The following is a 25,205-nucleotide window of genomic DNA, read 5'->3' as shown; positions in this document are numbered from 1 at the left end:
TTTATGTTATTTTTTATTACAAATATAATTCACACTATGTGAAACACCAAGTGTTATGTTATATTTTTTAACATGGAAAATTTAAAAAAATTTTTCTAGGGGGAGGAGGAAGTTTTAAATTAAACTACTAAATATTGTTGAATGTCTTCAATATTTGTGTTTTTTACTACACCCTTTGATACAACAGTTCTTTTGTCCAAAATATAGTATTCATCAGAACAGGCAAATGCTGAATCTATGCTGTGCTCAACTAAAACGACGCCAATTCCTTTTTTGGACGCAATTTTTACAATGACCTCCTGTATTTGCTCTACTATAGATGGTTGAATCCCTTCCATCGGTTCGTCCAGCAATAATAGCTCGGGCTGCCCGGCAAGCGCCCTCGCAATGGCCAATTGCTGCTGCTGCCCGCCGCTTAAATCTCCTCCTTTTCTCTTCAACATTTCCTTTAAAACAGGAAAAAGCTCGAAAATTTCCTCTAAAACAAGCGTTTTTTCTATCTTTTTCGAAACAGCTTCAAAGCCTAAAATGAGATTTTCTTCCACAGTCAGCGAAGAGAAAATCTCCCTGCCTTGGGGAACATATCCGATTCCTTTTTTTGCCCTCCTTTCCGGAAGCTCATGTGTAATTTCCTGATCATTCCAATAAATAGTCCCGTCCATCGGCTTTAACAATCCAACAATCGTTTTGATCAATGTTGTTTTTCCCGCCCCGTTTCTTCCCAGAATGGAAACGACCTTTCCTTTTTCAACTTCAAGATGAACATTATTCAACACCATCGTTTCATCATATCCTGCTTTCAAACTAGATATTTTTAGCACACCTTTGCCTCCCTTCCTAAATAAACCTCTGCAACAAGCTCATTTTGCTGCACTTCCTCCATGGAACCTTCACACAAAATTTTCCCTTCATGCATAACTGTTACCTGTTCAGCAAAATTCCGAACAAAATCCATATCATGTTCAACAATCAGCACTGCGCATTTCTCAGCTATTTCTTGAATAAACAAGCCGGTTTTTTCCCTTTCCGCCCCAGTCATGCCGGCAATCGGTTCATCAAGAAGTAAAACTTCCGGTTTTTGCAGCAGCTGCATGCCGATTTCAAGCCATTGTTTCTGGCCGTGGGACAGCAAGCCTGCTGGGTCATAAGCTCGATCTAAAAGATCGGTTCTCTCAAGCATTGCCGTAATTTCGTCTTTTTCATCCGCGGTTAATTTCGCCTTCATAACGGAAAAAAGATTTCTATTTTGTTTGATCGATAACTCCATGTTTTCAAATACGGTTAATTCAGTAAAAACGGACGGATTTTGAAATTTTCTAGCGATTCCATGCCGAACGATTTCGTGCTCTCTCCGCTTTGTCAAATCTACTCCTTGAAACATCACTTTTCCATCTGCTGCTTTTGTTTTGCCGCAGATGACATCAAGAAGAGTCGTTTTGCCCGCACCATTCGGACCAATTAAAAAACGAATTTCTCCGTGATGAACATCTAAATTGACACCTTGAAGCGCTTTAAAGCCGTCAAAATCAACAATAATATCATGACACGACAGAATCGGATTCACCTTTTTTCACACCTTTTTCAAAAAATTTCGCAATACGCTTTGGAAAAGCTTCGAACAACCCGGCAATTCCTTTCGGGAAAAAAACAACGATCAAAATGAATAGAATGCCTAAGCAGAAAAGCCAAACATCCGGATATGTTTCACTGAAAAAGCTTTTGGCTCCGTTTGTTAAAATTGCTCCGATTATGGCGCCGAATAACGAATGACGACCGCCGATGGCTACCCATAAAACCATTTCAATTGAAGGGATAATATCCATCATCGAAGGAGAAATGAGACCGACCTGCAAAACAAACAACGCGCCAGCTATTCCGGCAAACGAAGCCGATAAACTGTAAATAAACACTTTAAAAACAGCCGGATCAAATCCTAAAAACCGAAGGCGGTTTTCGCCGTCCCGAATGGCAATTAATACATGGCCAAGTCTGCTTTTGGTAATCCAAACAGATAACATAAAAATGGCAAACAAAGCGAAAACGGTAATAGCATATAAAACAATTTGTACCATTGGTGAGGATAAAGAAAACCCAAAAACGGTGCTAAAATTGGTTAATCCGTTTGTACCGCCTGTCAAATCCTGTTTGGCAATTAAAAGTGTGACGACGACAACAACGACTGCCTGTGACAAAAGAGAAAAATAGACGCCTTTGATCCGGTTTTTAAACGTAAGCATGCCCAAAACCGCTGCCAGCATAGCTGGTATGAAAATTGCTGCCATTATGGAAAAGAAAGGATTAAAGAAGGGCTTCCAAAACCACGGGAGCTCCTGCACTCCGTTCCATTCCATAAAATCCGGCAACGCTCCTTTTGAAGCCTCCAATTTTAAATACATCGCCATGCAATAAGCTCCAATCCCAAAATACACGCCGTGACCTAAGCTTAATATCCCGGTGTACCCCCAAATAAGACAGATTCCTACTGCAATGATCGCATAGCAAAGAAATTTTCCGAGCAATGCTAAGCGGAATTCGGTTAAATAAAACGGGGCCAGAAGTAAAATCAGGAAAAATAACAGATAAATCATTTGTTTTCTGCGCATAATCCGTCCTCCTAATCCAATGCCCTTGTGCGATAAGAGAAAATACCTAACGGTTTCCACTGCAAAAATAAAATGATCACTGCAAATACAATGACTTTTGCCATCGTGGCGCCGAAGGAATATTCAACAACAGTGCTAAGCATTCCAATGCCAAATGCGCCGATAATCGTCCCTTTCAATCCGCCAATTCCTCCTAAAATGACAACCATAAACGCATCGACAATATAGTACGTTCCAATTGTAGGGCCGATCGGTCCTAATAAAGTTAAGCTACAGCCAGCGATTCCGGCTAATCCAGCTCCGAGAGCAAAGCCTAGAGAATCTATTTTTCTTGTAAAAATTCCTAAACAAGAGGCCATATTTCTATTCATCGTGACCGCTCTTATTCTTAAACCGGTAGACGTTTTGTTTAAATAATAATAAAGCAAAGCGATACAAACGATTGACAGAGATAAAATCAACAACCTTTTATAAGGCAATGTAATACCAAATATTTGCCAGCCTCCATCCATCCAAGCAGGTGCAACAACCGCAACATTCGGAGCGCCAAATATGGATCTGGCAATCTGCTGCAAAATCAAACTAATTCCCCAAGTGGCCAAAAGACTGTCTGTTGGTCGATTATATAGAAAACGAATGATTCCTTTTTCAAGCAGATAACCGATAAACGAAGCAACGAGAAATGAAATCGGTATAGCAATAAAGTAGTAATAATTAAACAAGTTTTCCGGCAAATATTTAGAAAAAATGAGCTGCATTACATAGGTTGCATACGCACCGACCATAATTAATTCACCGTGGGCCATGTTGATGACATTCATTAAGCCAAACGTTATAGCTAAGCCAAGGGCGATCAATAACATGATCGATCCAAGGCTCAGCCCGTTAAACAGTTGACTGATGAAAATTGACAAGCTGTTCACTCCTATCAATTTAGATTATTCATTATTTTTAGATAATTTTTCCGCCCAAGAATAGCTTTTTAAATACGGATCCGGCTTCACCGGCTCACCAGAATTCCAAATTTCTTTAAATTGGCCGTCCGGTTGAATTTCGCCGATTCTTACTGTTTTCCACAGATGCTGATTCTCCCCTTCTATTTTTACCGTGCCGCCCGGAGCTTTGTACTCGATTCCCTTCGCAGCTTCCTTGACCTTTTCAACCTCAAAAGATCCCGCTTTTTTTACTGCTTCTGCCCATAAATGAACAGCTATGTAAGCCGCCTCAATCGGATCATCCGTTACACGCTCTTCACCATAAGCTTCTTTATATTTTTCAACAAACGCTTTGTTTTCTGGTGTATCCGTTGTCTGGAAATAATTCCATACCGCTAAGTGGCCGGCTAATACTTCACCGCCGATTCCTCGAATTTCTTCTTCAGCAATGCTGACCGACATCACAGTAACATCCTTCGATGTGATTCCGGCATCCTTCAATTGTTTGAAAAAGGCGACATTGCTGTCTCCATTTAATGTATTAAAGACTACGTCAGGTTTCACTTTTTTCATTTTATTGATGACCGTGCTGTAATCAGTATGTCCTAAAGGTGTATATTCTTCGACAACTACCTCTCCGCCTTCAGCTTTTAATTGTGCTTTAATAATACTGTTTGCCGTGCGCGGAAACACATAATCCGAGCCAATTAAAAAAAACTTCTTCCCTTTATTGTTTAACAGCCAGCTGACAGCAGGCACAATTTGTTGATTGGTGGTCGCCCCCGTATAAAAAATGTTCGGAGAAGATTCCATTCCTTCATATTGAACGGGGTACCAAAGCAAGCCTTTATTTTGTTCGACTACCGGCAGCATGGCCTTTCTGCTTGCGGAAGTCCAGCCGCCAAAAATCGTCGCTACCTTATCCTGTTGCAGTAATTTCTTTGCTTTCTCAGCAAAAGTCGGCCAGTCAGATGCGCCGTCTTCAATAACCGGTTCAATTTTCTTTCCTAAAAGCCCGCCTGAGTTGTTAATTTCTTCAATCGCCATTAATTCTGCGTCCTTTAAAGAAACTTCACTGATCGCCATCGTGCCGCTTAATGAATGGAGAATACCGACTTTCACAACATCCGTTTCATTTTGTTCGCTATTCTGTCCATCGCTTGATTCCTTTTCCTCTAAAGCAGAAGACATGGCACATCCACTTGCGAAAATTACAGAGAAAACCGTTAGAAATAAAAAAATTTTTTTCATTATTGTCCCCCTTTTTAACACTTTATGTAATTTTATATAACAAAAATACCGATTCTCTTTCCTTCATACAACAAGTACGGAAAAAATGTTAACATGATTTTTCAAAAAAAATACCTCTAGGTGTTTCCCCTAGAGGCTCTTTTTCATCAAACAAACTCATTCACTTTTTGCTTCAAAATGGTTTACTTCTTGTTCCTTTTCAGAAAAAATTGTTTGACACTGTCCATCGTTTCGTAAGTTGGGACAATCACTTTACTTGGATGCTTTCGGGACTATTCAATCATTTAAATCTACCATGCAGCGATTATGAAAAAGCATTTTGCAGCCGGCTGCCATTTATTCAATATACCTTACATCTGTAACCGGGAAAAACGGAAGCATCTTAGCTGCATAGTAGCTTAACAAAATAGCGATTATAAAATAAAGGACAAAGCAAAGATCGTATTTGGAAAACCCGATTTCGTAGTAAAACGTTCTTTTTGTGTCATTCGAAAATCTTTTCGCCTCCATCGCTACAGCAATTCTGTGCGCTCTGCGAATGCTTTGCGATAGCAGCGGAATCGAGTATGCTTTCAATTTATGAAAAAAATTCGCTAAGCCTTTTCTTTGTTCAACACCTCTTACAATCATCGCTTGCCGTATTGTTTGAAACTCTTCGATCATAATAGGGATTAAACGAATGCCTGCCATAAAGCTGTAAGCATATTTAGGCTTCAACTTTAATTGCTGCATTAACGAATAAAATAAAAAAACCGGTCTTGTCGTTAACGAAAACATTAACCCAAGCAGAGCGAAGATAAGGGCACGAAATCCTAAATGAAGACCGCGATAAAAGCTTTCTTCTGTAATATGGATCAGCCCCCGTTTCCACCATGTTGTCTCACCTTTTCCAAAAAAGATCATGGAGGTAGCAGTCGACACAAAAATAAGCACGAATGGAATCAGCAATAAAAGTATGCGCTTCATCGGATGACCGGTAAAAAAAGCAAATAAAAGAAAGGCGGCAACTGTGTAGTTGATTAAAAAATTAATGTTGTGAATAAACAGAACACTAATAAATAAAACGATAAGAAACAATAGCTTTAAGCTCGGGTTGATTTTATGCAGCCATGTTTCTTTTATGTCAAAATCCATTGTAGATCCCCCTATATCTGAACATACATCTGCTCATCCTCACAAGAATGAATTTCATCCTCTACGAGCTTCCCGCCTTCGATCCGCCAAATTCTTGTCGCCATATGTTTTGCTATTTGCTCATCATGTGTCACCATCAAAATGGTAGACCCTTGTTTGCGATAATGTTCTAAAAGCTCCAGAAGCTGAAATGTATTGGATGAGTCTTGCCCAAAAGTCGGTTCATCTAAAAGCATGATCGGCTGTTTTTTGACAATTGAAGCGGCAACACTCAATCTTCTTTTTTGTCCCATTGAAAGCTGATACGGGTGTTGATGCCGGTGCTTCTGTAAATGAAATAATTCGAGCATTTCTTCTACTTTTGTTCGTATCTCTTCTTCTTTCATCCGTTCAATCCTCAACGAATAAGCAATTTCATCGTAAACTGAATTGGTGACAAATTGAAATTCCGGATTTTGAAAAACGAACGACAGCATGTTGGAAAGCTTTTTTATTTTCTTTGCTTCTTTTTCTAACAGCAAATAAGTGCCGGTCGTTTGTATAAACTGCATCAATGAATGTAACAAAGTGCTCTTTCCGGCGCCGTTTTTCCCCACTATCGCAATCCATTCACCTGCATGAACCTTTCCATACGGTACATCGATTTTGACTTCCTTCTTTCGATATCCTTTAAATTGCTCGAGCTCAATCACGACCTGTTCTTTTAAAGAGGTTTTTTTGTAATACCCCTGCTTATCACGAAGATAATCCTCCCATACACCGGGATACCAAATGCCGTCTTCGCGAATTTCTTTCCGATACCGAGAAAAAATTTGTTCTTTCGGACCGTCTGCGACGATTTGTCCTTTTTGATTAAATAAAAGTATGCGGTCGACAAAGTCAAGAACATGATCAATTTTATGTTCAACGATGATAACTGTTTTATCTTGAGCTGCTTGTTTCATCGTGTCCCATACCGCTTTTGTCCCTTCCGGATCCAGCATTGCAGTCGGCTCGTCCAAAAATAACACGTCTGGATGCAATGCTAAAACAGTGGCGATCGCCAGCCGTTGCTTCATCCCGCCTGACAATGATTGAATGCTGATATGAAGATCATCAAAATGAAGGCCGACCATTTCCAGGTAAACTCGCATTTTTTCATGCATTTGTTCTCTTTTCACTTGCAAATTTTCCAAAACAAAAGCCATTTCTTCATCTACATACGGCATGCAAAATTGCGTGTCAGGATCTTGAAACACATATCCCCAAGATGACGGGGTCAAGATTTTTTCTGCTTTCATCGGCACTTCAATAGATTTTGGAATTAAACCGCTTAACACTTGCAAAAACGTCGATTTCCCACAGCCGGAAGGACCAAGAAGCAAGACTTTTTCTCCCTTATAGAAAGAAGAGGATACATCCTTAAAAAGCAAGGATTCCTCTCCAGGATATTTTAATCGTAAATTTTTCACTTCGCATACTAGATCCATGTTTGCCACCTCTAGTTCAGTGCGTCATAATCTTCATGCGACGCAGGTCTTACTAAATTAGTCACTCCTGTTGCTTCCAAAGATTTCACTAGATAATAGGCAAACGCGCCGGCAATAATGATTGAGCCAATCAATCGAGCTCCAATGAATAATAGCAAGTTCCAAAATACTAAGTCATCTATATAGCCTTTATAAAGATCCATAATTAGCGAACCAGCTGCTGAAGCGGCTGCAGCCAGCATGACAACACCGATATTAAACTTTTTATATCGAAATATCGCAAAAATGATCTCTGCAAATAGTCCTTGGACGATTCCGTATAGAAGAACCTCTATGCCGAATTCAGAGCCGGTTATAAATTCTGCAGATGCCGCTGCTGTTTCCGCTATCAGCGCTACTCCGGGCTTGCGAATAATAAGAAAGGCGACCGTCGCAGCAATAAACCACATACCGTATATGAGCTGGTCGACATGCAGCCCGATCGGCTTGACCGCATAGTAAAGCGGTCCCCATAGTTTATAAACAATTCCAAAAACGATCGAAATAACAATTGTTACTAGAATGTCTGTCAGTTTTAATCCTTTCATTATGATCAAACTCCTTTATTGACTGATTTTTAGTTCCACTTCCCATTTTTCTAAACGATAAGCCATTTCCCAAAACGCTAATTCATATTGACTGCTGATGATAAAATGCTCTTCCATTCTTTTTAGATCGGCTTCTATCGTTTGTTGTGCGATTTCATCCAGCCTGTCAATTTGTTCTTCGACAAGCTGCTTAAACCAATCGCCCCCATAAGCCGCAATCCATTGTTGATAAATCGGTTCTTTTGGCTTCGCATCTTTTAATTTTTCGCCAATTTCGTAATATAGCCAATAGCACGGAAGTATTGCAGCAATAATATCGCCTAAGTGACCGTTGATCGCCGCTCGATATAAATGGGAAGTATAGGCGTACGCCGTTGGGGCCGGCTTAAAATTCGCCTTCTCCTCCTCTGTGATTCCCAGCTGTTTGGCAAATGTTTCATGAAGAGATAATTCCGCTTCAAATGTTCCTTGTGCATGCTGAGCCATTCGCGATGTCGTATATAAATCGTTTGCTTTTGCCGCTCCATACGATTGCACTTTTGCAAAATGGCTTAAATAATACGAATCTTGCAAAACGTAATAACGAAAACATTCAAGCGGCAAACTCCCATCGGCAATACCTTTTACAAATGGATGATCGAAGCTGGCCTGCCATATCGGATCTGCTTTTGTTCGAATTTTTTCAGTAAATTTCATGTTCATTCTCTCCTATATTAAGAATTGATTTCGATTGGCCACATTTCTTTTCGTTCAGACATTTCCCAAAACATATATTCGTATTTGCTCGTTGTGACAAAAATATCTTCCAGCCATTTCAATTCTTCTTCCCGTTTTCCTTCTGCAAGCTCATTCATTAAATCTTTCAGCCATTTTGCCAATTCACCGAATTCTGTTGATGCGTACATTTTTACCCACTCGCCGTAAAACTCATGTTCACTAGCACCAGGAATCTCATGTAAGCGTGTGCCGATTTCATAATAGCTCCATGTACATGGAAGGACTGCGGCAACCAGTTCTGCCAATGATCCTCGCTGCGACACATTTAACATATAGCTCGTATATGCAACGGTTGTAGCAGCAGGCTGAACTTGTTCTAATTTTTCCTTCTCTATTCCTATTCTTTCAGCGTATTGACGATGCAAATCCATTTCCACTTTTAACGTCGAATGTAGAAGATCAGCAAAAACTGTCATTGTTTGAAGATTGTGAGCCTTTAAGCTTCCAAGGGCAAACAGGCGGCAGTATTCGATTAAATAAAGATAATCCTGCTCCATAAAAAAGCGAAATTTGTCGATATCCAGCGTCCCATTGCCGATTCCTTGAACAAACGGATGATGGTAACTCGCTTCCCAAATCGGTTTTGCAGTTTTATACAATCGGTCTGTAAACATTTGAATTACCCCTTTCGCAGCTTTTGTAATTGTCATCGTTTTTTCTGATACCAATCAAATAAAAACGCGATCAGCGATTTTGTAAATGTTTTTAATTGGGGGATGGACAGCTTTTCATTCACCGAGTGTGCATCTTCAAGCGTGCCCGGTCCATATAAAACGACGGGAATTCCCGCTTCACTCAGCCAGCCGCCGTCTGTCACAGTAGGGGACATCGTCAGCTTTGCTTCCTCATTAAATGCCAGTTTATGTGCTTTTTGTAATGTTTTCACTCCGAGTGAATGTTCGTCATATGAAAAAGCTGGGAAAATTTCTCCTCGATCTTCAATCATCGATGTGCCGCCCCATTTAAATTTCGGAGGATATTTCCGAAGCCATGGATCAGCCATTGCAACATGATGGATATGTTCTTCAATTTCCCGGATCACCTCTACATAATGCTCTTCCGGGTAATAGTGAACGGTAATCCAAAGGGAACATTTATCGGCCACAAAAGCGGCGTGCCTTCCACCTTCAATCACTGCAGGATTAATTGTGGCAGAACCAGGCGGAAAGCCTTTGCTCGTTTTCATCACTGCCCAATGCTGTTCAAGCTCTCGCAGTCCTTCAATAATTTTCATCATTTTTTCAATCGCGCTTGCCCCAAAAAGCTTCCCGCCGGCATGAATCATTTGTCTTCTCGTGCCATCGTGAAATGTCTCGGGGCTTTCAATTGTAATCCAGCCCGTGATCACCCCGCCCTGCCCTTGTATTTCACAGTTGCTTGAATCGACAACGATGGCAAAATCAGCTCGATATCCCCGGTCGCAGCACGATTTTGTTCCTGCTTCGCCTACTTCTTCACCGACGACGGACTGAAAAATGATATCCCCTCCCGGCTCAATGCCGTTTTCTTGCAGCAGCTTTAATGCAAACAGACTGGCAGCCATTCCCCCTTTCATATCCGCTACACCGCGTCCATATATGTAATCCCCTTTAACCGTTGCCTCAAAAGGAGGCGTTAGCCATTCTTCTCCCTCTTCGATTGAAGCGACATCAATATGCCCGTTAATAATTAAACTGTGGTAATTTTCTGGATCTTTTCCTTTTTTCGTTCCTACTACGACTGGATCTTGTTCATATAAATCCCATTGATCAATGGAAAAGCCGATGTCTTCCAAATATGAGGCGACATACTTTTGAGCCTCTTTTGCATTTCTTGCCGGAGGGCTCGGCGTTTCAAACGATACGAGTGTTTTTAGAAGATTCAGAAGTTCTTCTTCCCTTTCATCAATTTGCTGAAATAGCGTTTGTAACACGTTGTCTCCCCTTTCTTAACATTTTGTTTTGAAAAATGGTTTGCCAACCAGCCATGTAATGCAAAAAGCCCGTTCCCAATATAAGGGAACGGGCAAGTATATACAAAACCCATAGACAGGTTTCGATATTACTGCACCACTTCCCTACGCTAGCATGATCTAGATCAGGTTCAAAGGGTCAAGGCACACGCCTTTCTCAGCCTTTCGGCTCCCCTAGTGGTATGTTAATATTATGAAATTTTCATTAATTTCATTAAATCATAAAATATAGAAAAATACAAGCTAACGGTTAATTGATCCTTTTTGCCGTCTTTAATAATTCACGATAACCAATTCGAGTAAATTGCAAATGTTGATCAATATAATTAGCCTTTTTCAAATGCTCGATGGATTGTTCAGAAAAACTGCCGCTAATTTCCTGAAACCTTTGATTAATTTCCACTAACGAATGATTTAATATAAAATCCGCATCAAGCAGCAGGACAATCCGCTCGATCTCAGGATCTCTTTTTAAAATCAAGTTGGCAATCCGGCCTTTCATGAATGCCAGTTCTTGTTGAAGCTTTGAAGCTTCATCCTCTTTTTCTCTAATTTTGGCTCGGTACTTTTGTTTTTCTTCCTCTTCGATACCGGCTTTTGTTAATAGCTCCTCCAACAATTGCGTTTTATCAAGCTCCAGTTTATTTAATTGCTGTTCTTTTCGCGCCATTTCTGTTTCATCAGGCAGCTTTTCGGTTTGAATAGGCTCTTTTCGTTCTTCTTTCATCTTTATCATATAGTCTATTTTCCGATAGACAAGGAAGGCGAGAACAACTAAACATGCATTTAATAGCAGAGATATAAAACGCACGACGACGTCGTTAAACGCAAGCAAATAAAATAGGAAAAGGATAACGATGACAGCCAAAAGCACCTTTAATAGATTCATAATGGAAAAAGTTTGTGATTGTTTTGCCATCCACCTATGCTCCTTTTTGTTCAAACTAGCATCATTTATTATAGCATGTTGTGATTTGGAATGTGAATCATTTCTTTAGGATTGAGAGCTGGAAAAAGGATGTCAGATGAATGGAAAATGGAGATGCTTATCTTTTGAAAGCTTCGAAGCAATAAAAACAAGTCCTTTCAAAGCCGGAAAGGTATTTCTAAAATGAAAAACCACCTGCAATGTTTTGCAGATGGTTGAATCATTCAGCGTTTTCTGTTTCCGCTAACACCCGATTAACACGTTTTTCCAGCATTTTCATTCCGCTTCCTCCTGCTTGGAAGTGGCGAAGAATGCCGTTTTTGTCAAAAACATAATATGCAGGTACATATTGATTTTCAAAAGCATCGGTTAATTTATGTTCGTTGTCTACAAAGATCGGTTGCGTAATCCCGTGTTCTTCCGCTACTTTTTTAATATCATCAATATCTAAATCCTTTTCGGAGCGAGGCATATGAACAGCTACTACGTTCAGTTTATCTTTATATTGATCGCGGAACTCATTTACTTTCGGCATTGCTTCTTTACACAAATGGCAGCTGATTGACCAAAAATGGATTAATGTTGGTTTTTCACCGATTAATTGCTCTTTCGTTACTTCGCCATTCAGCCAAGTTGTTGCTCCGACTAATTCAGGCATTGGCTCACGTAATTTCATTTCCGTTTCCTCCTTGAAGAATGAATATCAAAAAAATAATCGTTTGAAAAAAGGCCTAACGTACTGCTAGGCCCTTTGAATGAAAAGCTTCATTATACTTTAAGCGTTTCTTGACCAGGCTTCCAGTTTGCTGGGCAAAGTCCGCCAGTTTGAAGCGCTTGAAGTACACGCAATGTTTCATCAACATCGCGGCCAATGTTGTTATGGAATACTGTTTGATATTGAAGTTCGCCTTCTGGATTGATGATGAACAATCCGCGAAGAGCAACTCCTTCTTCTTCGATTAAAACGCCGTAGTCTCTTGATACTTGATGATTTGTATCTGCTGCAAGCGGATATTTAATATCGCCTAAACCGTTCTCTTCGCGAGGAGTTTTAATCCAAGCTAAGTGTGTGTGAATTGTGTCAGTTGATACACCAATCACTTCTGCATCAAGATCTTCAAATTCTTCATAACGGTCAGAAATAGCTGTGATTTCAGTTGGACAAACGAAAGTGAAGTCCATTGGATAAAAGAAAAGAACTGTCCATTTTCCTTGTTTCATGATTTCTTCCAAGCTTACTTTACCAAACTCTTTGTTTGGCAAAACGGCATCCATTTCAAAACGTGGAGCTTGTTTACCAACCAAACGCTCTGCCATTATGTAACCCTCCATTTTAAAATTTTATTTTAAAGGAAACTTTTTGATCGTTTCCTTCAAAAACAAATGAGAATGAATTGAGTATTTTCTCAATATCCTTCCTCCGATTACTATTATATATAACAACAAAATTTTAGTCAATTTTAAGTAATAATTAATTTAAATAATTTGTTTTACATTTTCATTGCGGTGAAGAGAACAATAATACTATTTCCAATTTTCGCCGCTATCATTAAAAAAATGTAACAATCATTGAAAATTCCTTTTTCTATGCTAAACTTTCAACTGTACATTCAGTTTAACACGATCCCGTCAAATAACCAAATGATTGGCTTGAAAAGAAAGGGGAAATGGTTTTGAACTTTTTTGAATCTATTGATTGGGCTGATCTGGCTTTAAAATCAGGAGAAGTTTTGGCCAAGCTTATTGGAATTTACATTGCATATATTATCGTCAAATCAATCGGCAATAAAATTATTCACAAAATGTTTGAGGGGCTTGAGAATCGGAAGGAAATTTCCACCACGCGGGCTAAAACGCTGCAAACATTAGTTTTGAATTTCTTTCATTATGCCCTGTTTTTCATTTTTATTGTTACCGTTTTTCAAGTGTTTGGCTACAATGTCACAGCGCTTTTAGCCGGGGCTGGGGTTGTTGGTCTTGCGATCGGCTTTGGAGCTCAAGGGCTCGTCAGCGATGTTGTGACAGGATTTTTCCTTCTCCTAGAAAAACAACTTGATGTTGGAGATTATGTCACTACAGGCAATTATTCAGGCATTGTGGAAGCTGTCGGTTTACGAACGACGCAAATCCGAGGCTTTGACGGCACATTGCATTATGTTCCAAACAGGCAGATTGTCGGCCTTTCCAATCATTCTAGAGGAAATATGCAAGCCCTCGTTGATATCAGCATATCGTATAATGAAGACTTAAATCGGGTCATGTCCATTCTTCAAGAAGCTTGCGACCAATTTGCAAAAGAAACTGAAGAGGTTGTGGAGGGTCCGGACGTTTTAGGCGTGCAAAATTTCGGCACGTCTGATGTGATTATCCGCATCATCGCCAAAACGAAAAACATGGAGCAGTGGGCTGTTGAAAGAAAGCTCCGGAAACGGCTGAAAGAAGTGCTTGATGAAAACGGCATCGAAATTCCGTTCCCTCATCAAGTGATGATTCATAAGAACGAGCAGCAAAAGGAAAGAGGATGATCTCTCATCCCCTTTCCTTTTTAATTATGACTTCGTGTTTGTATAGAACGTATTTCTAATTTTTTTGCTCCTGCTTTATGCAGGAGGCTATGAATCTTCTATTTATTGCCTTTCCATTCAAAATATTGACAAATAAGATCGACCGCTTTAAAGATTGCTTGTTCATTTGGTGAAAGCTTCGCATGATGAAGGCCGTAAGGAGAATCAACTCCAAGCCAAAACATAAATCCCGGAATTTTCGCCAGCATATAGCCGAAATCTTCCCCAGTCATCGCTTCTTTGCATACGTGGAGTTGAACTTCTGTTTCATTCTGGACAAACTCCATAAATTCTTTTGATAACGCTTCATCATTCCACACTTGATAATACATCGAACCCCAGTCAATTTCTGCTTTGCATTGGTAGCCGATTTCTATACCTTTGACCATGTCTTCAATCCGCTTTTTCACTTTTTCCATCGATTCGACAGAAAATGTGCGAATCGTTCCTTCCAATCTGGCGTGATCCGCAATTATATTTTGTATCGTGCCGCTTGCAAATTTTTCCAATGGTAATTACAGCACTATCCAAAGGATCTATATTGCGGCTAACGATGGATTGCAGCTGGGTGACAAGGGAGCAAGCAGCGACGACCATATCATGTGTCGTGTGCGGAAAAGCGGCATGGCCTCCCTTCCCGGTTAAATCGATAAACAACTCGGACGTATTAGCAAAAAGTAGTCCAGGCTTCATTCCGATAGTTCCAACCGGAAGCTCTGGAGCAATGTGAAGCGCAGTGATCATATCCGGCATCCATTGTTGCATAATCTCGCTGTTTAGCATCGGCTCTGCACCGCCGGGCCCTTCTTCTGCCGGCTGAAAGATGAATAGCAGATCATCTTGAATCGGATGATAGGCGAAATGAGTTAAAACCCCCAAAGCGATCGTCATATGAAAGTCGTGACCGCAAGCATGCATCAAGCCTGGATGTTCTGATTGAAATGAAAGCCCCGTTTTTTCTTCAATCGGCAATCCGTCAATATCTGTCCGGTAGGCTATCATTTTTCGAGGATTTGTTCCATGGACCTTCACGAAAATACCTGTTCTCCATGTTTTCACTTCAAGCCTTTCGTTCGGCAGCGAATGAATATAATCTAATAAATATTTTTGTGTTTTATGTTCTTGAAATCCGAGTTCAGGTATTTTATGCAAATCACGGCGAATGGCAATAAGCGCATCCTTATTCATATGAGTCCCCTCCTAAAGGATAAGCGTGGACGCTGTCCACGCTTCGAATTTAGAGCTGCCGCAATTCTTGCTTAATTTCAATTTTCGCTTTCGTTTTTTCGTCAATATCTTTAATTTTTTTCGCAGGAACACCTGCAACAACTGTGTACGGTTCAACATCTTCCACTACAACAGCACCAGCTGCAACAACCGCGCCTTTTCCTACCCTTACACCTTCTAAAATGACGGCGTTTGCTCCGATCAAAACATCATCTTCGATTACGACAGGTTTTGCAGAAGGCGGCTCAATTACACCAGCTAAAACCGCTCCGGCACCAATGTGGCAGTTTTTACCAACCGTTGCACGACCGCCCAATGTTGCATTCATGTCAATCATCGTTCCTTCACCAATGACGGCGCCGATATTGATCACTGCCCCCATCATGATGACCGCATTATCTCCGATTTCCACTTGATCACGGATGATTGCACCTGGTTCAATTCTCGCTTTTACGCCTTTTAAATCAAGAAGCGGGATCGCTGAGTTCCGGCGGTCATTTTCAACAACATAGTCTTCAATTTTATCTTTGTTTTCTGCTAGTGCTTGTTCAATTTCAGACCATTCTCCAAAGATGATGCCTGTGTTTCCAGTAATAAATGTTTTGGACTGTTCTCCAAAGTTGATTCCTTCTAATTGACCTTTTACATAAACTTTTACAGGAGTCGTTTTTTTACTGTTTTGTATAAATGAAATAATTTCGTTTGCATCCATCATTTTCATCGTAATACTCCTCTCTGTTTTTCTGTACCCCCATTACTGTATCAAAGAAAAGAATCAATTGACAAGCAAATTTATCATTCATTAATAAATTGATGGACGATTTCCATAAACGCCTGCACTTGTTTAAGCTTTAACGATGATTCATGCCCGATCAACCAAGTATCCCTTTTAATCGGCTTTCCTTCATGATCAATGAGCGGCAGTCGAAAGATCGAACCATCCTTTTCATCAATGCTGACAGAAGGCAAAATCGCAAAGCCTATACCATGATACGCCATTTGCTTGCACGTCTCGATCTGATCAACGACAATTGTCCTTTTTGGCGGGTTTTTAAATTGCCTGTGCCACCATTCTTGTATTTCTTGATAGTATGTAGAATCACTTTTAAATTGAATAAAAGGCCGCTCTGTGTGTACTAAATCATCGATGCTTTGAATTTCTGTGTCAACTAAATACAAAGTATCTTCCAGCAAATGCTGTTTAAAACCTTTCCAATCAGGGTTTCCGCGTATGATTCCGATATGAATATCATCTTCATATAAACATTTTAATATTTCGCTTGACCACCCGGTTATAAGTGAAATTTCCGCCTGAGGGTATTTTTGTACATATTTTTTCAAAACTTTTGGAAGCCAGTGCTGGCCGATTATGGATGCCACTGCAAGCTTTAACGTCCCGTACACTTCTCCTTCCAAAACAGAGATTTCCTCTCTTACCTTCTCTTCCTTTTCAATCATTTCTTTTGCAAACTGGACAACTTTTTCTCCTGCCGGTGTAAGAGTCAATCCCTTTTGTGAGCGCAAAAAAATTTTAAATCCCCATGCTTTTTCGATCGACTGAAGACGCTGCGACAAAGCAGGCTGGGAAACAAAAAGTCGGTCAGCCGCTTTTCTCATATTTTTTTCTTCAGACAAAGTCACAAGGATTTGCAATTCCGAAATTTGCATCGCTAAACCCTTTCCTTAGTGGATTCAATAGTTCAAAAACATTATAAAATATTTTTGCTTCTCCGTCATAACAAGTTTAGCAAAAAACATTCATTTTAATTCTCTCTTAGGAAGAAAGAAAATAAAAAGAACGCTCAAAATTGCTAATAAAAAGACGACGAAATAAACATGGTGAAGAGCAATGCTCAAACCAGACTCAAGAACCTCTTTTATAGGACCGGAAAGATCTGATTCTGGATTCAAAAGGTTGTTGGCCGAATCAATGTTTAAGTTTTTTCCAGCACTATGCTCCTCCAAATATGTTTGCAGCTTGCTGTTTAAAATCCCGCCGAGCAAAGCGGCGCCGACGGTGTTGCCGAGATTTCGCATAAACATATTGGTGGCGGTGGCAATTCCGCGTTCTTTCCAATCAACTGCCGATTGAATCGATACAATGAACGAGGTCGATGTCAGCCCCATTCCGACGCCGAGTAAAAAAGAGCCGATCATAGCATGAACAGGTCCGTCATCTGCTGAAAGCATAACAAAGACAAGACTGCCGGCCAATAAAAAAATGCCTCCTAAAATTGATGTGGCACGAAAGCCGGCTTTTAAATAAATCCTCCCCGCTACTGTTGAGGCAATCGGCCATCCGATTGACATCGTTGTCAGCGTGAATCCAGCCACCATTGCCGATTTTCCCATAACACCTTGCACAAATGTCGGCAAAAAGGTGGAAATGCCCATAAGCATCATCCCGGTCGTCAAGGACGTTACATTCGCAAGCAAAATGGAGCGATTTTTCCAAAGCGAAAGCGGCATCATCGGATCATCGGCCCGATTTTCCTGAAAAATAAACAATATAAAGAAGCAGCATGCAACAGCTAATAACGCCGCAACCTCCCAGGAAGTCCAAGACCAGCGGACTCCTCCTTCGACAAGGACGATCATCAACAAGCTGATCGCAATAAGCATGAACATGGCGCCTGCATAATCAATGCTCGACTTTTTCTTATCAATGCGTTCATTCAAAAACAGACCGATTCCTGTCATTGATAAAATGCCTAAAGGAACATTCACCCAAAATACAAACTTCCAGCTTATGTACTCAACGAACAAGCCACCTAAAACGGGACCGATTATTGCAGAAATTCCCCATACACTGGACAAATATCCTTGTATTTTGGCTCTTTCTTCTACTGTATAAATATCGCCGACAATTGTTGTGGCGACTGGCATCACAGCTCCGGCTCCAATCCCTTGTATAAAACGGTATATAATTAAAGTTTCCATCGAATCGGCGAGACCGCAAAGCACAGAGCCAATTAAAAAAATAATGATGCCAAAAGCAAAAATCGGTTTTCTTCCAAACAAATCCGCCAATTTACCATATATTAAAATCGTTACGGAATTCATTAATAAATAGGAAGAAAAAATCCAGCTATATTTTGAAAAACCGCCAATTTCTGCGACAATGGCAGGCATTGCTGTGGAAACGATCGTTGCCTCAACTGCAGCCATAAACATCGCCAGCATGACGGCAGCTAAAACGAACGGACGCTTTGTTTCTTTATGGTCTAGTTTTCCCCTATCTTTTTCAATAAGCGCCTCTTTCATCACGATCACCTCATTTGAAAATCACTTTCAATCGTTTGTAAGCATGAATTCATTTTGCCATAGCATTCGCATTCGTTCAATTGCTTTCCCAAAAAAACAATATCTATATTTTCATTATTTGAAGGTTGGATGGATTCGAAACTATTGAGCCAATATGAAATAAAAACGCCGGCAAGGGCGTTTTTATTTGGGAAACCTGGAATTTAATATCATTAGTTGTTTATGGAGCTTTTTTAAGATGACCCTTCTTGTAAAAATCCCCTCTAAAACACCGTCCTCATTCGTTATACATACAAACGTATGATTAATAACGAGCTTCAGCGCCTTCATCCAATCATCCGATACATTCAATCTGGAAACATCTTTGTTCATTACTTCTTCTACTTTCATATTTTGCAAACGCTCAAATTCGATTCGTTCCAATCCTAAAATTGAATCCATGATCAAATTCGTCGTAATCAGCCCGTGCAAGCGATATTGAGCATCCAAAACCGGAACAGCTGTATAGCCTGTTTTCGTCAACACTAATAATGCATGCTCTAAGTTATTTCCCATTTGGACATGAGCCACTTTATCTGCAGGTATCATCAAATCTTTAATCGAAATATTTGTAAATTCTTCAGAAAAAACTTTTGTCATTCGTTTCTTCCTCTCACTTTGACATTTCATTTTAATCATAACATATGATCTGGAAAATGTGTTCCATTTACCAAAAAGAAACTTCCTATTTTATGATATCATTATGTAAGCGTTTTATCACGTGATAAACTTACATTTCTGCGAAAAGCGATGCTCTTGCAAAGAGCATCGTTGAGATGCCTCTCATACTCAAAAACTGGTCCTCACAAGGATACAGGTTACGTATGCGAACGGATTTTGTCATAAAGCTCCACTAATTTTTTGTATGTACATAAATCAAACTCTTTTTTTCCGCATTCAATATCATTGATTTCGCTCACAACCAATTCAATCGCAAAATGGTTGCGAAACAAAATTGCGACAAGCAATTGCTTTTCTTCTAGAGACAATACCGGTTGAACAGCTCGCATCGTTATTCATCCTCCAGTGCCTTCATTTTAAAAAACATCCTAACCATAACATATAATGAGCAGCTTTAAAATTATGTCGAAATTTGCTTACATCATGAAAAATAATATTCCTTTTTTCGCAACTTTCAATTACAAGAAGCTGGAAATAGAATCAGAAGCCCGAAGCTGGAGCATGTGCAGATTGTTTTTTGTTTAATTAACCAAGTCGATTAAATGACATCACCGTTCGAACCGCTGCATTCAGTTCCTCTGGCTCCGGCAATTGTGTTTATTTACACTGATTCTAAATGATAGATACGTTTCTTCGCCAATAAAGTGTTGGAACTGATGCGAGGGCTTCTCCCCTTTGAAACCGTATGCTCTCTCTGTTATATGAAAAGATTTGATTGAAATGAAATGGGAAACATGGACCCATTGCTCAATAAATCGCATGAACTTAAGAGCATCTTTGAGGCGGAAGCGAACAATGAAGCCAGCCAAACTTTCTCAAAAATAGTTGAGCTAGAGCAAAAGATCATGTAGAGCTGTATTTCCGATCATTTTGTACGTCAGAGCATTGAATTAGGACAAAGAGTTGAAAGATGCTAATCAATGCGTCATTAGGTGGGAAAAATGTTCAATTTTAAATCATCACGGTTGAAGCTCTTGGAGACAAAAATACTCTTTATGAAAGGCTGCACATAAAACGAAGAAGAAAAAGAAGCTGTCATTACCTTCAGTAAAATGTGCGATCAACTGCCAAACTTCTTGAATTCTGCTAAAAAATGAGCATTTAAAGAGAGTCTATGAGGCAAACTTTTTCACACTGACAAAGGCAGGAACGGCGGAGGGAGATCTCAGCCCTCCTGCCGCCCAATTTTTATTAAATAAGGCATCAATTTGTCTTACTTCCAGCCAGATGTATTACGAGTATCATGTAAGCAAATAGATGCCGTCTAGCTAAAAAAGGATGAACAGCCAGCCGACACATAGGAGTAATGGAAGATTTCTAAATTACTATCAGCTATTTTATTCCTTTCCTCATTCTTTTCTAAACGAAATGTGCCTCGATTATGATGATTTTTTCAATAAAATATAGATAAAGTAGGGCGCCCCGATTAAAGCTGTCATAATGCCCGCTGGGATGCCGTCCGGAAGTGCGATGTTTCGCCCGATTGTATCGGCTAGTAGTAGAAGCCACCCTCCCAACAAAATCGCAATCGGAAGATAAAGTTGATTGCGGGGACCAATCAGTGACCGTGCTAAATGGGGTGCCAAAAGACCGATAAACGCTACACCTCCCGTTACAGAAACCGCAGTTGCGGCAAGCCCGACAGCAGCCAATAGAAGCGTAATTCGCTCCCTCTCAATCTTCAAGCCAACCCCGACAGCAGAAGGATCGTTTAAACTTAATAAATTTAATTGTTGAGCTCTGAAAGCAATAAACGAAATCAAAATGACAATCCAAGGTAAAATTGCCAAAATAAACGGCCAATCTGCCCCCCAAACGTTCCCTGCCAGCCATTTGGCGATAAAATCAACTTTTTGCCGTTCTGCAGAAGAAATAATGACGATCATGGTTCCTGATAAAGCCATGGCGAAGCCGACACCGATAAGGACTAATCGAACGGGGTTTAAACCGGCATTTCGATCATAAGAAAAAACGTAAATAGCCCCTGCCGTTAAAAGAGCGCCGATAAAAGCTGCGACTGGCAGTAAATACACAAATGAGCCGACATCAATTGGAAAAAATAAAAAGAACACTGCAATAGCTACTCCTGCTCCGGCATTAATCCCAATGATCCCCGGCTCAGCCAAATCGTTTCTAGTAATATCTTGAAAGATCGCCCCGGAAACCGCCAAAGCCATTCCTGCCAATAAGGTCACAATGATCCGCGGCAAGCGGACGGAAAATAAAACGAACTCCTCTTTAAACGTCCCGTGGCCGAGAATAGTTGGAAGCAAACGATTCATCGAGACGGAGGAGGTGCCTAATCCCATTCCGATGATGGCCGTTGCAGCAATTAAAAGAAACAGAACAAGTATGATCAGCCGCTGCTTTTTTATAATTGCCGGATGTATGATCATGTGATAGCTTTCCCCCTTTTTTGCACAATGAACAGGAAGAAAGGCAAACCTAAAAAGGAAACAATGGCCGCCACTGGTGTTTCGTAAGGAGCATTAATCGTTCTGGCAAGCGTATCAGCGATTAATAAAAAGCAGGCGCCGAATATCGCAGACATTGGGAGGATATAACGATAATCGGCCCCTACGACCGAACGGACGATATGCGGAACCATTAAACCGATAAATGCCATATTCCCAACAAGGGCTACAGATGCACCAGTAAGCAATATAATGATGATAAACAGCACCATTTTTATTTGTGCCGTTTTTTGTCCTAACCCGACTGCCACTTCTTCATTTAAACTTACAATGGTCAGCTGCCTTGAGAAAAAAATAGAAATGGTGATCCCAACGAGAGCAATCGGTATGAGGATCTTGAGCTGTTTCCATGTTGCACCGACAAGTCCTCCAGCTGTCCACATCGAAACATTTTTGTAAATATTAAAATATAAGCTGATTCCTTCCGCGACGGCAAAAAGAAAAGCAGACACAGCAGCCCCCGCTAAAACGATTTGAAAAGGAGAAATCCTTCCTTTTTTTACCGCACCGATTCCAAAAACTAAAAAGGCGCCAGCTGCTGCTCCAATAAAGCACGCAATGGTCATACTAAAGTAATTTGCGTTCGGAAAAAGGGCAATTGTCAAAGCGAGTGCAGCATTTGCTCCGGCTGTCAGCCCTAATAATCCTGGATCTGCTAATGGATTGCGAGTCAATCCTTGCATGATTGCTCCGGCTACTGATAAAGAAGCGCCGACAAAAATAGCGCCGACTTCGCGCGGAAGACGAATTTCCCGAATCATATCAATCGTCTTACCAGCCGCATTTGTCGTTAGCGCAAGCCAAACATCTTTTACACTTGTGTCTGCCGCTCCAAACACCATCGCTAAAAAAAACGAACCAATCAGCAAAATGACTGCGAATATGAATTTAAAGAAAAATGAAGCGGAATCGTTTTTTAGCATACATCTCATCTCTTCTATTTTTCTATTTTATAGATGGAAAGAAGAGAAATTCATGCCTGCTGAATTTCTCTTCTTCTTATTACTTATTTTTTTCCAAGAAATTTTTCTCGAAAGAATTCAAGCTGATATTCCAATGTCAGTCGATCATTGAAATAAAATTCATTAGCATTTACTTCAAACACGCGATTGTTTTTGACAGCCGGTATGTTTTTATAAGTATCTGTTTCTTGGAAAGAGTTATCAGCATCCGAATACTTACTGACGATTAAATAATCCCCTGCAAATTCTGGAAGCACTTCAGTCGATAAAGCATAATAACCTTGTTTTAAAGCTTTTTCTTCCACTTTTTTAGGCATTTTTAGCTTCATGGCTTGGTATAAAATTTCTGTTCCTCTTCCCCAGTTGTTCCCAAACACATATAATTGCTTATCAAAACTTTCAATGACTGAAACAGTTGCATCTTCTCCAATTTTCGCGCGAATTTCTTCTCCTGTTTCTTCAGCTCTTTTTTTGAAATCCTCGACCCACTCTCTTGCTTCTTTTTCCTTATTTAAAAGCTTGCCAATTTCTATATGCTGTGTTAAATAATCGACTTTTCCATAAGTAAACGTAACAGTAGGCGCTATCTTTTTCAGTTTATCTACATTTTTAATCGTCGATAATCCGATGATTAAATCCGGATTTAGTTCAATGATTTTTTCTAAATCTTCATCAGATACTTCTGCAACATCTTTCAATTTGTCTTTCCAACGCGGATTCATTTTTGACCATGAATCAACACCAACGAGATTTACTCCTAAAGACATCACATCTCCGGCAAATGACGAGAGAACAACGACTCTTTTAGGATTAGCCGGGACTTCAACAGGACCGTTTTCCGATTGATATGTAATCGTTTCAGGTTTTTCTTCTTTCTTTTCAGCGCTGTCTTCCTTTTTATTACCACAAGCGCTAACTATGAGAACCAACAAGAACAGAATTGGAATAAGACGTTTTTTCATGTTTTTCTTCTCCTTTTATTAGATTGTACGTGATGCATATTGGTTTATCTGTTCGGGGATCCCGTCCTATTACAGCATCAATTTGAAATACTTCTTTCAGCACGTTGCAGTCGATTACTTCGTCACTCGTCCCGGCTTTGATAATTTGTCCGTCTTTTAACGCTATAATATAATCGGCAAAACGAGCTGCTTGATTGATATCATGAAGCACCATGACGATTGTCCGCCCCTGCTCTTTGTTTAACTGCTGTAGAAGCTCTAGTACTTCAAGCTGATGCGCCATATCTAAATAAGTGGTCGGTTCATCCAAAAAGATGATGTCCGTTTCTTGAGCGAGCGCCATCGCTATCCAGACACGCTGTCTTTGACCGCCTGACAGCGCATTGACTGGCTGGTGTTTAAAATCGGCCGTTTTCGTAACTTCTAAAGCCCAGTTTATGACCTCAAGATCTTTTTTTGTTAATCTGCCGAAGCCTTTTTGATATGGGTAGCGGCCGTAAGATACAAGCTCTCCAACGGTAAGGCCGGCTGGACTTTCTGGTGATTGAGGAAGTATGGCCATTTTTTTCGCCAGTTCTTTCGTATCCTGCTTTAAAATACTCTCGCCATCAAGAATAATTCGACCGGATTGGTGCGGAATAATCCGAGTTATCGCTTTCAACAAAGTGGATTTTCCACAGCCGTTGGAACCGATTATCGTTGTAATTTTTTTATCAGGAATTTCAATTTTCATATCTTTCACAATCAGTCGATTGCCATAGGAAATTTGTAAACGATCTGTGTATAGGCGGATCATGGAAAACCTCCAATTTATTCCAAATTGATAATGATTATCATTTTCTTATACAAATATAATATAATACCACCCTTTCTCCTTGTCAATTATCATTTTTTTTAAGAGAAAGAAGAAACCCGGCCTCCAAAGCCGGGTTTCTCGTCCGAATGTGTAACAAAGGGGGAGCGGGGGTTTAGCCGCGATGTTTCACTTCAAGACGTCTGTGAACTACTTCGTCTTACATTTATAATGATAATGATTATCAATATCGATGTCAACACTTTTTATAAAAAAAATTTTTCAAAACAAAATTTCCTTTAATAGAAAAAAACCATAACGCAAAGTTATGGCTACCAAGTAGTTGAAAAGCTAATATAAAAAATATAAAAAAGCGCAAATGCAATCAGCACGATATAAGCAATAAAAATCGGATTTCGAATATACGGGCGCTTTTCAACTTTTTCGCTTACTTCTGTATCATACTCGCTTTGCCTTTTTTCCATCTGGCTGCCCACTTGTAACGTATAAAACAGGCCGACAAGCAAAACTAACAAAAAAACACCGCCGATGATCAAATTAGTAAATTGCATAAAAACCCCCCTTTTTCTCTATTATTTGAGAA

25 protein-coding genes, 1 pseudogene and 1 riboswitch are annotated in these 25,205 nt (G+C 40.0%); of the genes and pseudogenes, 1 reads left to right on the top strand and 25 read right to left on the bottom strand.

Features of this window, described 5'->3' with window-relative positions; all coding sequences use genetic code 11:
* Window positions 1-119: 119 nt before the first annotated feature.
* The 14 genes from urtE to ACVIJU_RS07725 form a co-directional block, all read right to left on the bottom strand.
* Window positions 120-821 carry an urea ABC transporter ATP-binding subunit UrtE gene (gene urtE / locus ACVIJU_RS07790; RefSeq protein WP_094245567.1) on the bottom strand — a complete coding sequence of 234 codons (702 nt, stop codon included), beginning with the start codon at window positions 819-821 and terminating at the stop codon, window positions 120-122.
* Window positions 815-1,564, bottom strand: coding sequence for an urea ABC transporter ATP-binding protein UrtD (gene urtD / locus ACVIJU_RS07785; RefSeq protein WP_063386859.1), 750 nt, complete (start codon window positions 1,562-1,564; stop codon window positions 815-817). The genes urtE and urtD overlap by 7 nt, the downstream gene beginning before the upstream one ends.
* Entirely contained in the window at window positions 1,539-2,603 is a 1,065-nt protein-coding gene (gene urtC, locus ACVIJU_RS07780) for an urea ABC transporter permease subunit UrtC (protein ID WP_063386858.1), read from the bottom strand. Before urtC ends, urtD begins: the two co-directional genes overlap by 26 nt.
* An 11-nt stretch (window positions 2,604-2,614) precedes the next feature.
* Window positions 2,615-3,517: an urea ABC transporter permease subunit UrtB gene (urtB, locus tag ACVIJU_RS07775; RefSeq protein WP_094245564.1), complete on the bottom strand. Its 903-nt coding sequence runs from the start codon at window positions 3,515-3,517 to the stop codon at window positions 2,615-2,617.
* A gap of 24 nt (window positions 3,518-3,541) precedes the next feature.
* Entirely contained in the window at window positions 3,542-4,789 is a 1,248-nt protein-coding gene (gene urtA, locus ACVIJU_RS07770; RefSeq protein WP_117016831.1) for an urea ABC transporter substrate-binding protein, read from the bottom strand.
* Between the two features lie 336 nt (window positions 4,790-5,125).
* Window positions 5,126-5,923, bottom strand: coding sequence for an energy-coupling factor transporter transmembrane component T family protein (locus ACVIJU_RS07765; protein WP_456687439.1), 798 nt, complete (start codon window positions 5,921-5,923; stop codon window positions 5,126-5,128).
* Between the two features lie 11 nt (window positions 5,924-5,934).
* Window positions 5,935-7,392, bottom strand: a complete 1,458-nt coding sequence (locus tag ACVIJU_RS07760) for an ABC transporter ATP-binding protein (RefSeq protein ID WP_117016832.1) — start codon at window positions 7,390-7,392, stop codon at window positions 5,935-5,937.
* Between the two features lie 11 nt (window positions 7,393-7,403).
* The gene (locus ACVIJU_RS07755) at window positions 7,404-7,979 is read right to left on the bottom strand and encodes an ECF transporter S component (protein ID WP_063386853.1); all 576 of its coding nucleotides are present in this window, start codon (window positions 7,977-7,979) and stop codon (window positions 7,404-7,406) included.
* 15 nt (window positions 7,980-7,994) lie between these two features.
* Window positions 7,995-8,675, bottom strand: a complete 681-nt coding sequence (gene tenA, locus ACVIJU_RS07750; protein WP_117016834.1) for a thiaminase II — start codon at window positions 8,673-8,675, stop codon at window positions 7,995-7,997.
* A gap of 17 nt (window positions 8,676-8,692) precedes the next feature.
* Entirely contained in the window at window positions 8,693-9,406 is a 714-nt protein-coding gene (tenA, locus tag ACVIJU_RS07745) for a thiaminase II (protein ID WP_232515514.1), read from the bottom strand.
* Entirely contained in the window at window positions 9,403-10,668 is a 1,266-nt protein-coding gene (locus ACVIJU_RS07740; protein WP_311067163.1) for an acetylornithine deacetylase, read from the bottom strand. The genes tenA (ACVIJU_RS07745) and ACVIJU_RS07740 overlap by 4 nt, the downstream gene beginning before the upstream one ends.
* A gap of 124 nt (window positions 10,669-10,792) precedes the next feature.
* Window positions 10,793-10,893, bottom strand: a riboswitch (TPP riboswitch).
* 64 nt (window positions 10,894-10,957) lie between these two features.
* Entirely contained in the window at window positions 10,958-11,626 is a 669-nt protein-coding gene (locus ACVIJU_RS07735; RefSeq protein WP_429652798.1) for a hypothetical protein, read from the bottom strand.
* 229 nt (window positions 11,627-11,855) lie between these two features.
* A complete protein-coding gene (locus ACVIJU_RS07730) occupies window positions 11,856-12,311 on the bottom strand; it encodes a TlpA family protein disulfide reductase (RefSeq protein ID WP_063386849.1) in 456 nt (151 codons plus the stop codon).
* 92 nt (window positions 12,312-12,403) lie between these two features.
* Window positions 12,404-12,952, bottom strand: coding sequence for a peroxiredoxin (locus ACVIJU_RS07725; protein WP_063386848.1), 549 nt, complete (start codon window positions 12,950-12,952; stop codon window positions 12,404-12,406).
* A 350-nt stretch (window positions 12,953-13,302) separates the two neighbouring features.
* Here ACVIJU_RS07725 and ACVIJU_RS07720 point away from each other — a divergent pair, with 350 nt between their 5' ends.
* Window positions 13,303-14,160: a mechanosensitive ion channel family protein gene (locus tag ACVIJU_RS07720; protein WP_066248002.1), complete on the top strand. Its 858-nt coding sequence runs from the start codon at window positions 13,303-13,305 to the stop codon at window positions 14,158-14,160.
* A 98-nt stretch (window positions 14,161-14,258) separates the two neighbouring features.
* On the opposite strand, the pseudogene ACVIJU_RS07715 reads toward ACVIJU_RS07720, so the two are convergent.
* The 11 genes and pseudogenes from ACVIJU_RS07715 to ACVIJU_RS07665 form a co-directional block, all read right to left on the bottom strand.
* Window positions 14,259-15,387, bottom strand: a pseudogene (locus tag ACVIJU_RS07715) (N-acetyldiaminopimelate deacetylase).
* Between the two features lie 49 nt (window positions 15,388-15,436).
* Entirely contained in the window at window positions 15,437-16,147 is a 711-nt protein-coding gene (gene dapD, locus ACVIJU_RS07710) for a 2,3,4,5-tetrahydropyridine-2,6-dicarboxylate N-acetyltransferase (protein WP_063386845.1), read from the bottom strand.
* 74 nt (window positions 16,148-16,221) lie between these two features.
* Window positions 16,222-17,094 carry a LysR family transcriptional regulator gene (locus ACVIJU_RS07705; RefSeq protein WP_063386844.1) on the bottom strand — a complete coding sequence of 291 codons (873 nt, stop codon included), beginning with the start codon at window positions 17,092-17,094 and terminating at the stop codon, window positions 16,222-16,224.
* A 90-nt stretch (window positions 17,095-17,184) separates the two neighbouring features.
* Window positions 17,185-18,690: an MDR family MFS transporter gene (locus tag ACVIJU_RS07700; protein WP_340806709.1), complete on the bottom strand. Its 1,506-nt coding sequence runs from the start codon at window positions 18,688-18,690 to the stop codon at window positions 17,185-17,187.
* Between the two features lie 183 nt (window positions 18,691-18,873).
* Window positions 18,874-19,329 carry a cyclic-di-AMP-binding protein CbpB gene (gene cbpB, locus ACVIJU_RS07695; protein ID WP_063386842.1) on the bottom strand — a complete coding sequence of 152 codons (456 nt, stop codon included), beginning with the start codon at window positions 19,327-19,329 and terminating at the stop codon, window positions 18,874-18,876.
* Window positions 19,330-19,547: 218 nt separating this feature from the next.
* The gene (abbA, locus tag ACVIJU_RS07690) at window positions 19,548-19,739 is read right to left on the bottom strand and encodes an antirepressor AbbA (RefSeq protein WP_066247994.1); all 192 of its coding nucleotides are present in this window, start codon (window positions 19,737-19,739) and stop codon (window positions 19,548-19,550) included.
* Between the two features lie 1,050 nt (window positions 19,740-20,789).
* Complete coding sequence (locus tag ACVIJU_RS07685; RefSeq protein ID WP_456687923.1) at window positions 20,790-21,803, bottom strand: FecCD family ABC transporter permease; 1,014 nt, start codon at window positions 21,801-21,803, stop codon at window positions 20,790-20,792.
* Entirely contained in the window at window positions 21,803-22,807 is a 1,005-nt protein-coding gene (locus tag ACVIJU_RS07680) for a FecCD family ABC transporter permease (RefSeq protein ID WP_456687438.1), read from the bottom strand. Before ACVIJU_RS07680 ends, ACVIJU_RS07685 begins: the two co-directional genes overlap by 1 nt.
* 83 nt (window positions 22,808-22,890) lie before the next feature.
* A complete protein-coding gene (locus ACVIJU_RS07675; protein ID WP_144598347.1) occupies window positions 22,891-23,808 on the bottom strand; it encodes an iron-hydroxamate ABC transporter substrate-binding protein in 918 nt (305 codons plus the stop codon).
* The gene (locus ACVIJU_RS07670; RefSeq protein ID WP_066247988.1) at window positions 23,759-24,604 is read right to left on the bottom strand and encodes an ABC transporter ATP-binding protein; all 846 of its coding nucleotides are present in this window, start codon (window positions 24,602-24,604) and stop codon (window positions 23,759-23,761) included. The genes ACVIJU_RS07675 and ACVIJU_RS07670 overlap by 50 nt, the downstream gene beginning before the upstream one ends.
* 329 nt (window positions 24,605-24,933) lie before the next feature.
* Window positions 24,934-25,173, bottom strand: a complete 240-nt coding sequence (locus ACVIJU_RS07665) for a hypothetical protein (protein ID WP_117016837.1) — start codon at window positions 25,171-25,173, stop codon at window positions 24,934-24,936.
* Window positions 25,174-25,205: the final 32 nt, after the last annotated feature.

The organism is Aeribacillus sp. SP014, assembly GCF_054055575.1.
This window is presented reverse-complemented; position numbering and strand designations above follow the sequence as displayed.

Coding starts and splice junctions, on each gene's coding strand:
- ACVIJU_RS07675 (WP_144598347.1), bottom strand. CDS start 23,808: ATGAAAAAACGTCTTATTCCAATTCTGTTCTTGTTGGTTCTCATAGTT.
- ACVIJU_RS07735 (WP_429652798.1), bottom strand. CDS start 11,626: ATGGCAAAACAATCACAAACTTTTTCCATTATGAATCTATTAAAGGTG.
- ACVIJU_RS07670 (WP_066247988.1), bottom strand. CDS start 24,604: ATGATCCGCCTATACACAGATCGTTTACAAATTTCCTATGGCAATCGA.
- ACVIJU_RS07720 (WP_066248002.1), top strand. CDS start 13,303: ATGGTTTTGAACTTTTTTGAATCTATTGATTGGGCTGATCTGGCTTTA.
- ACVIJU_RS07665 (WP_117016837.1), bottom strand. CDS start 25,173: ATGCAATTTACTAATTTGATCATCGGCGGTGTTTTTTTGTTAGTTTTG.
- cbpB (WP_063386842.1), bottom strand. CDS start 19,329: ATGACAAAAGTTTTTTCTGAAGAATTTACAAATATTTCGATTAAAGAT.
- ACVIJU_RS07755 (WP_063386853.1), bottom strand. CDS start 7,979: ATGAAAGGATTAAAACTGACAGACATTCTAGTAACAATTGTTATTTCG.
- ACVIJU_RS07760 (WP_117016832.1), bottom strand. CDS start 7,392: ATGGATCTAGTATGCGAAGTGAAAAATTTACGATTAAAATATCCTGGA.
- tenA (WP_232515514.1), bottom strand. CDS start 9,406: ATGACAATTACAAAAGCTGCGAAAGGGGTAATTCAAATGTTTACAGAC.
- dapD (WP_063386845.1), bottom strand. CDS start 16,147: ATGAAAATGATGGATGCAAACGAAATTATTTCATTTATACAAAACAGT.
- ACVIJU_RS07730 (WP_063386849.1), bottom strand. CDS start 12,311: ATGAAATTACGTGAGCCAATGCCTGAATTAGTCGGAGCAACAACTTGG.
- tenA (WP_117016834.1), bottom strand. CDS start 8,675: ATGAAATTTACTGAAAAAATTCGAACAAAAGCAGATCCGATATGGCAG.
- ACVIJU_RS07700 (WP_340806709.1), bottom strand. CDS start 18,690: ATGAAAGAGGCGCTTATTGAAAAAGATAGGGGAAAACTAGACCATAAA.
- ACVIJU_RS07705 (WP_063386844.1), bottom strand. CDS start 17,094: ATGCAAATTTCGGAATTGCAAATCCTTGTGACTTTGTCTGAAGAAAAA.
- abbA (WP_066247994.1), bottom strand. CDS start 19,739: ATGCGAGCTGTTCAACCGGTATTGTCTCTAGAAGAAAAGCAATTGCTT.
- urtA (WP_117016831.1), bottom strand. CDS start 4,789: ATGAAAAAAATTTTTTTATTTCTAACGGTTTTCTCTGTAATTTTCGCA.
- urtC (WP_063386858.1), bottom strand. CDS start 2,603: ATGCGCAGAAAACAAATGATTTATCTGTTATTTTTCCTGATTTTACTT.
- ACVIJU_RS07725 (WP_063386848.1), bottom strand. CDS start 12,952: ATGGCAGAGCGTTTGGTTGGTAAACAAGCTCCACGTTTTGAAATGGAT.
- ACVIJU_RS07680 (WP_456687438.1), bottom strand. CDS start 22,807: ATGCTAAAAAACGATTCCGCTTCATTTTTCTTTAAATTCATATTCGCA.
- ACVIJU_RS07765 (WP_456687439.1), bottom strand. CDS start 5,923: ATGGATTTTGACATAAAAGAAACATGGCTGCATAAAATCAACCCGAGC.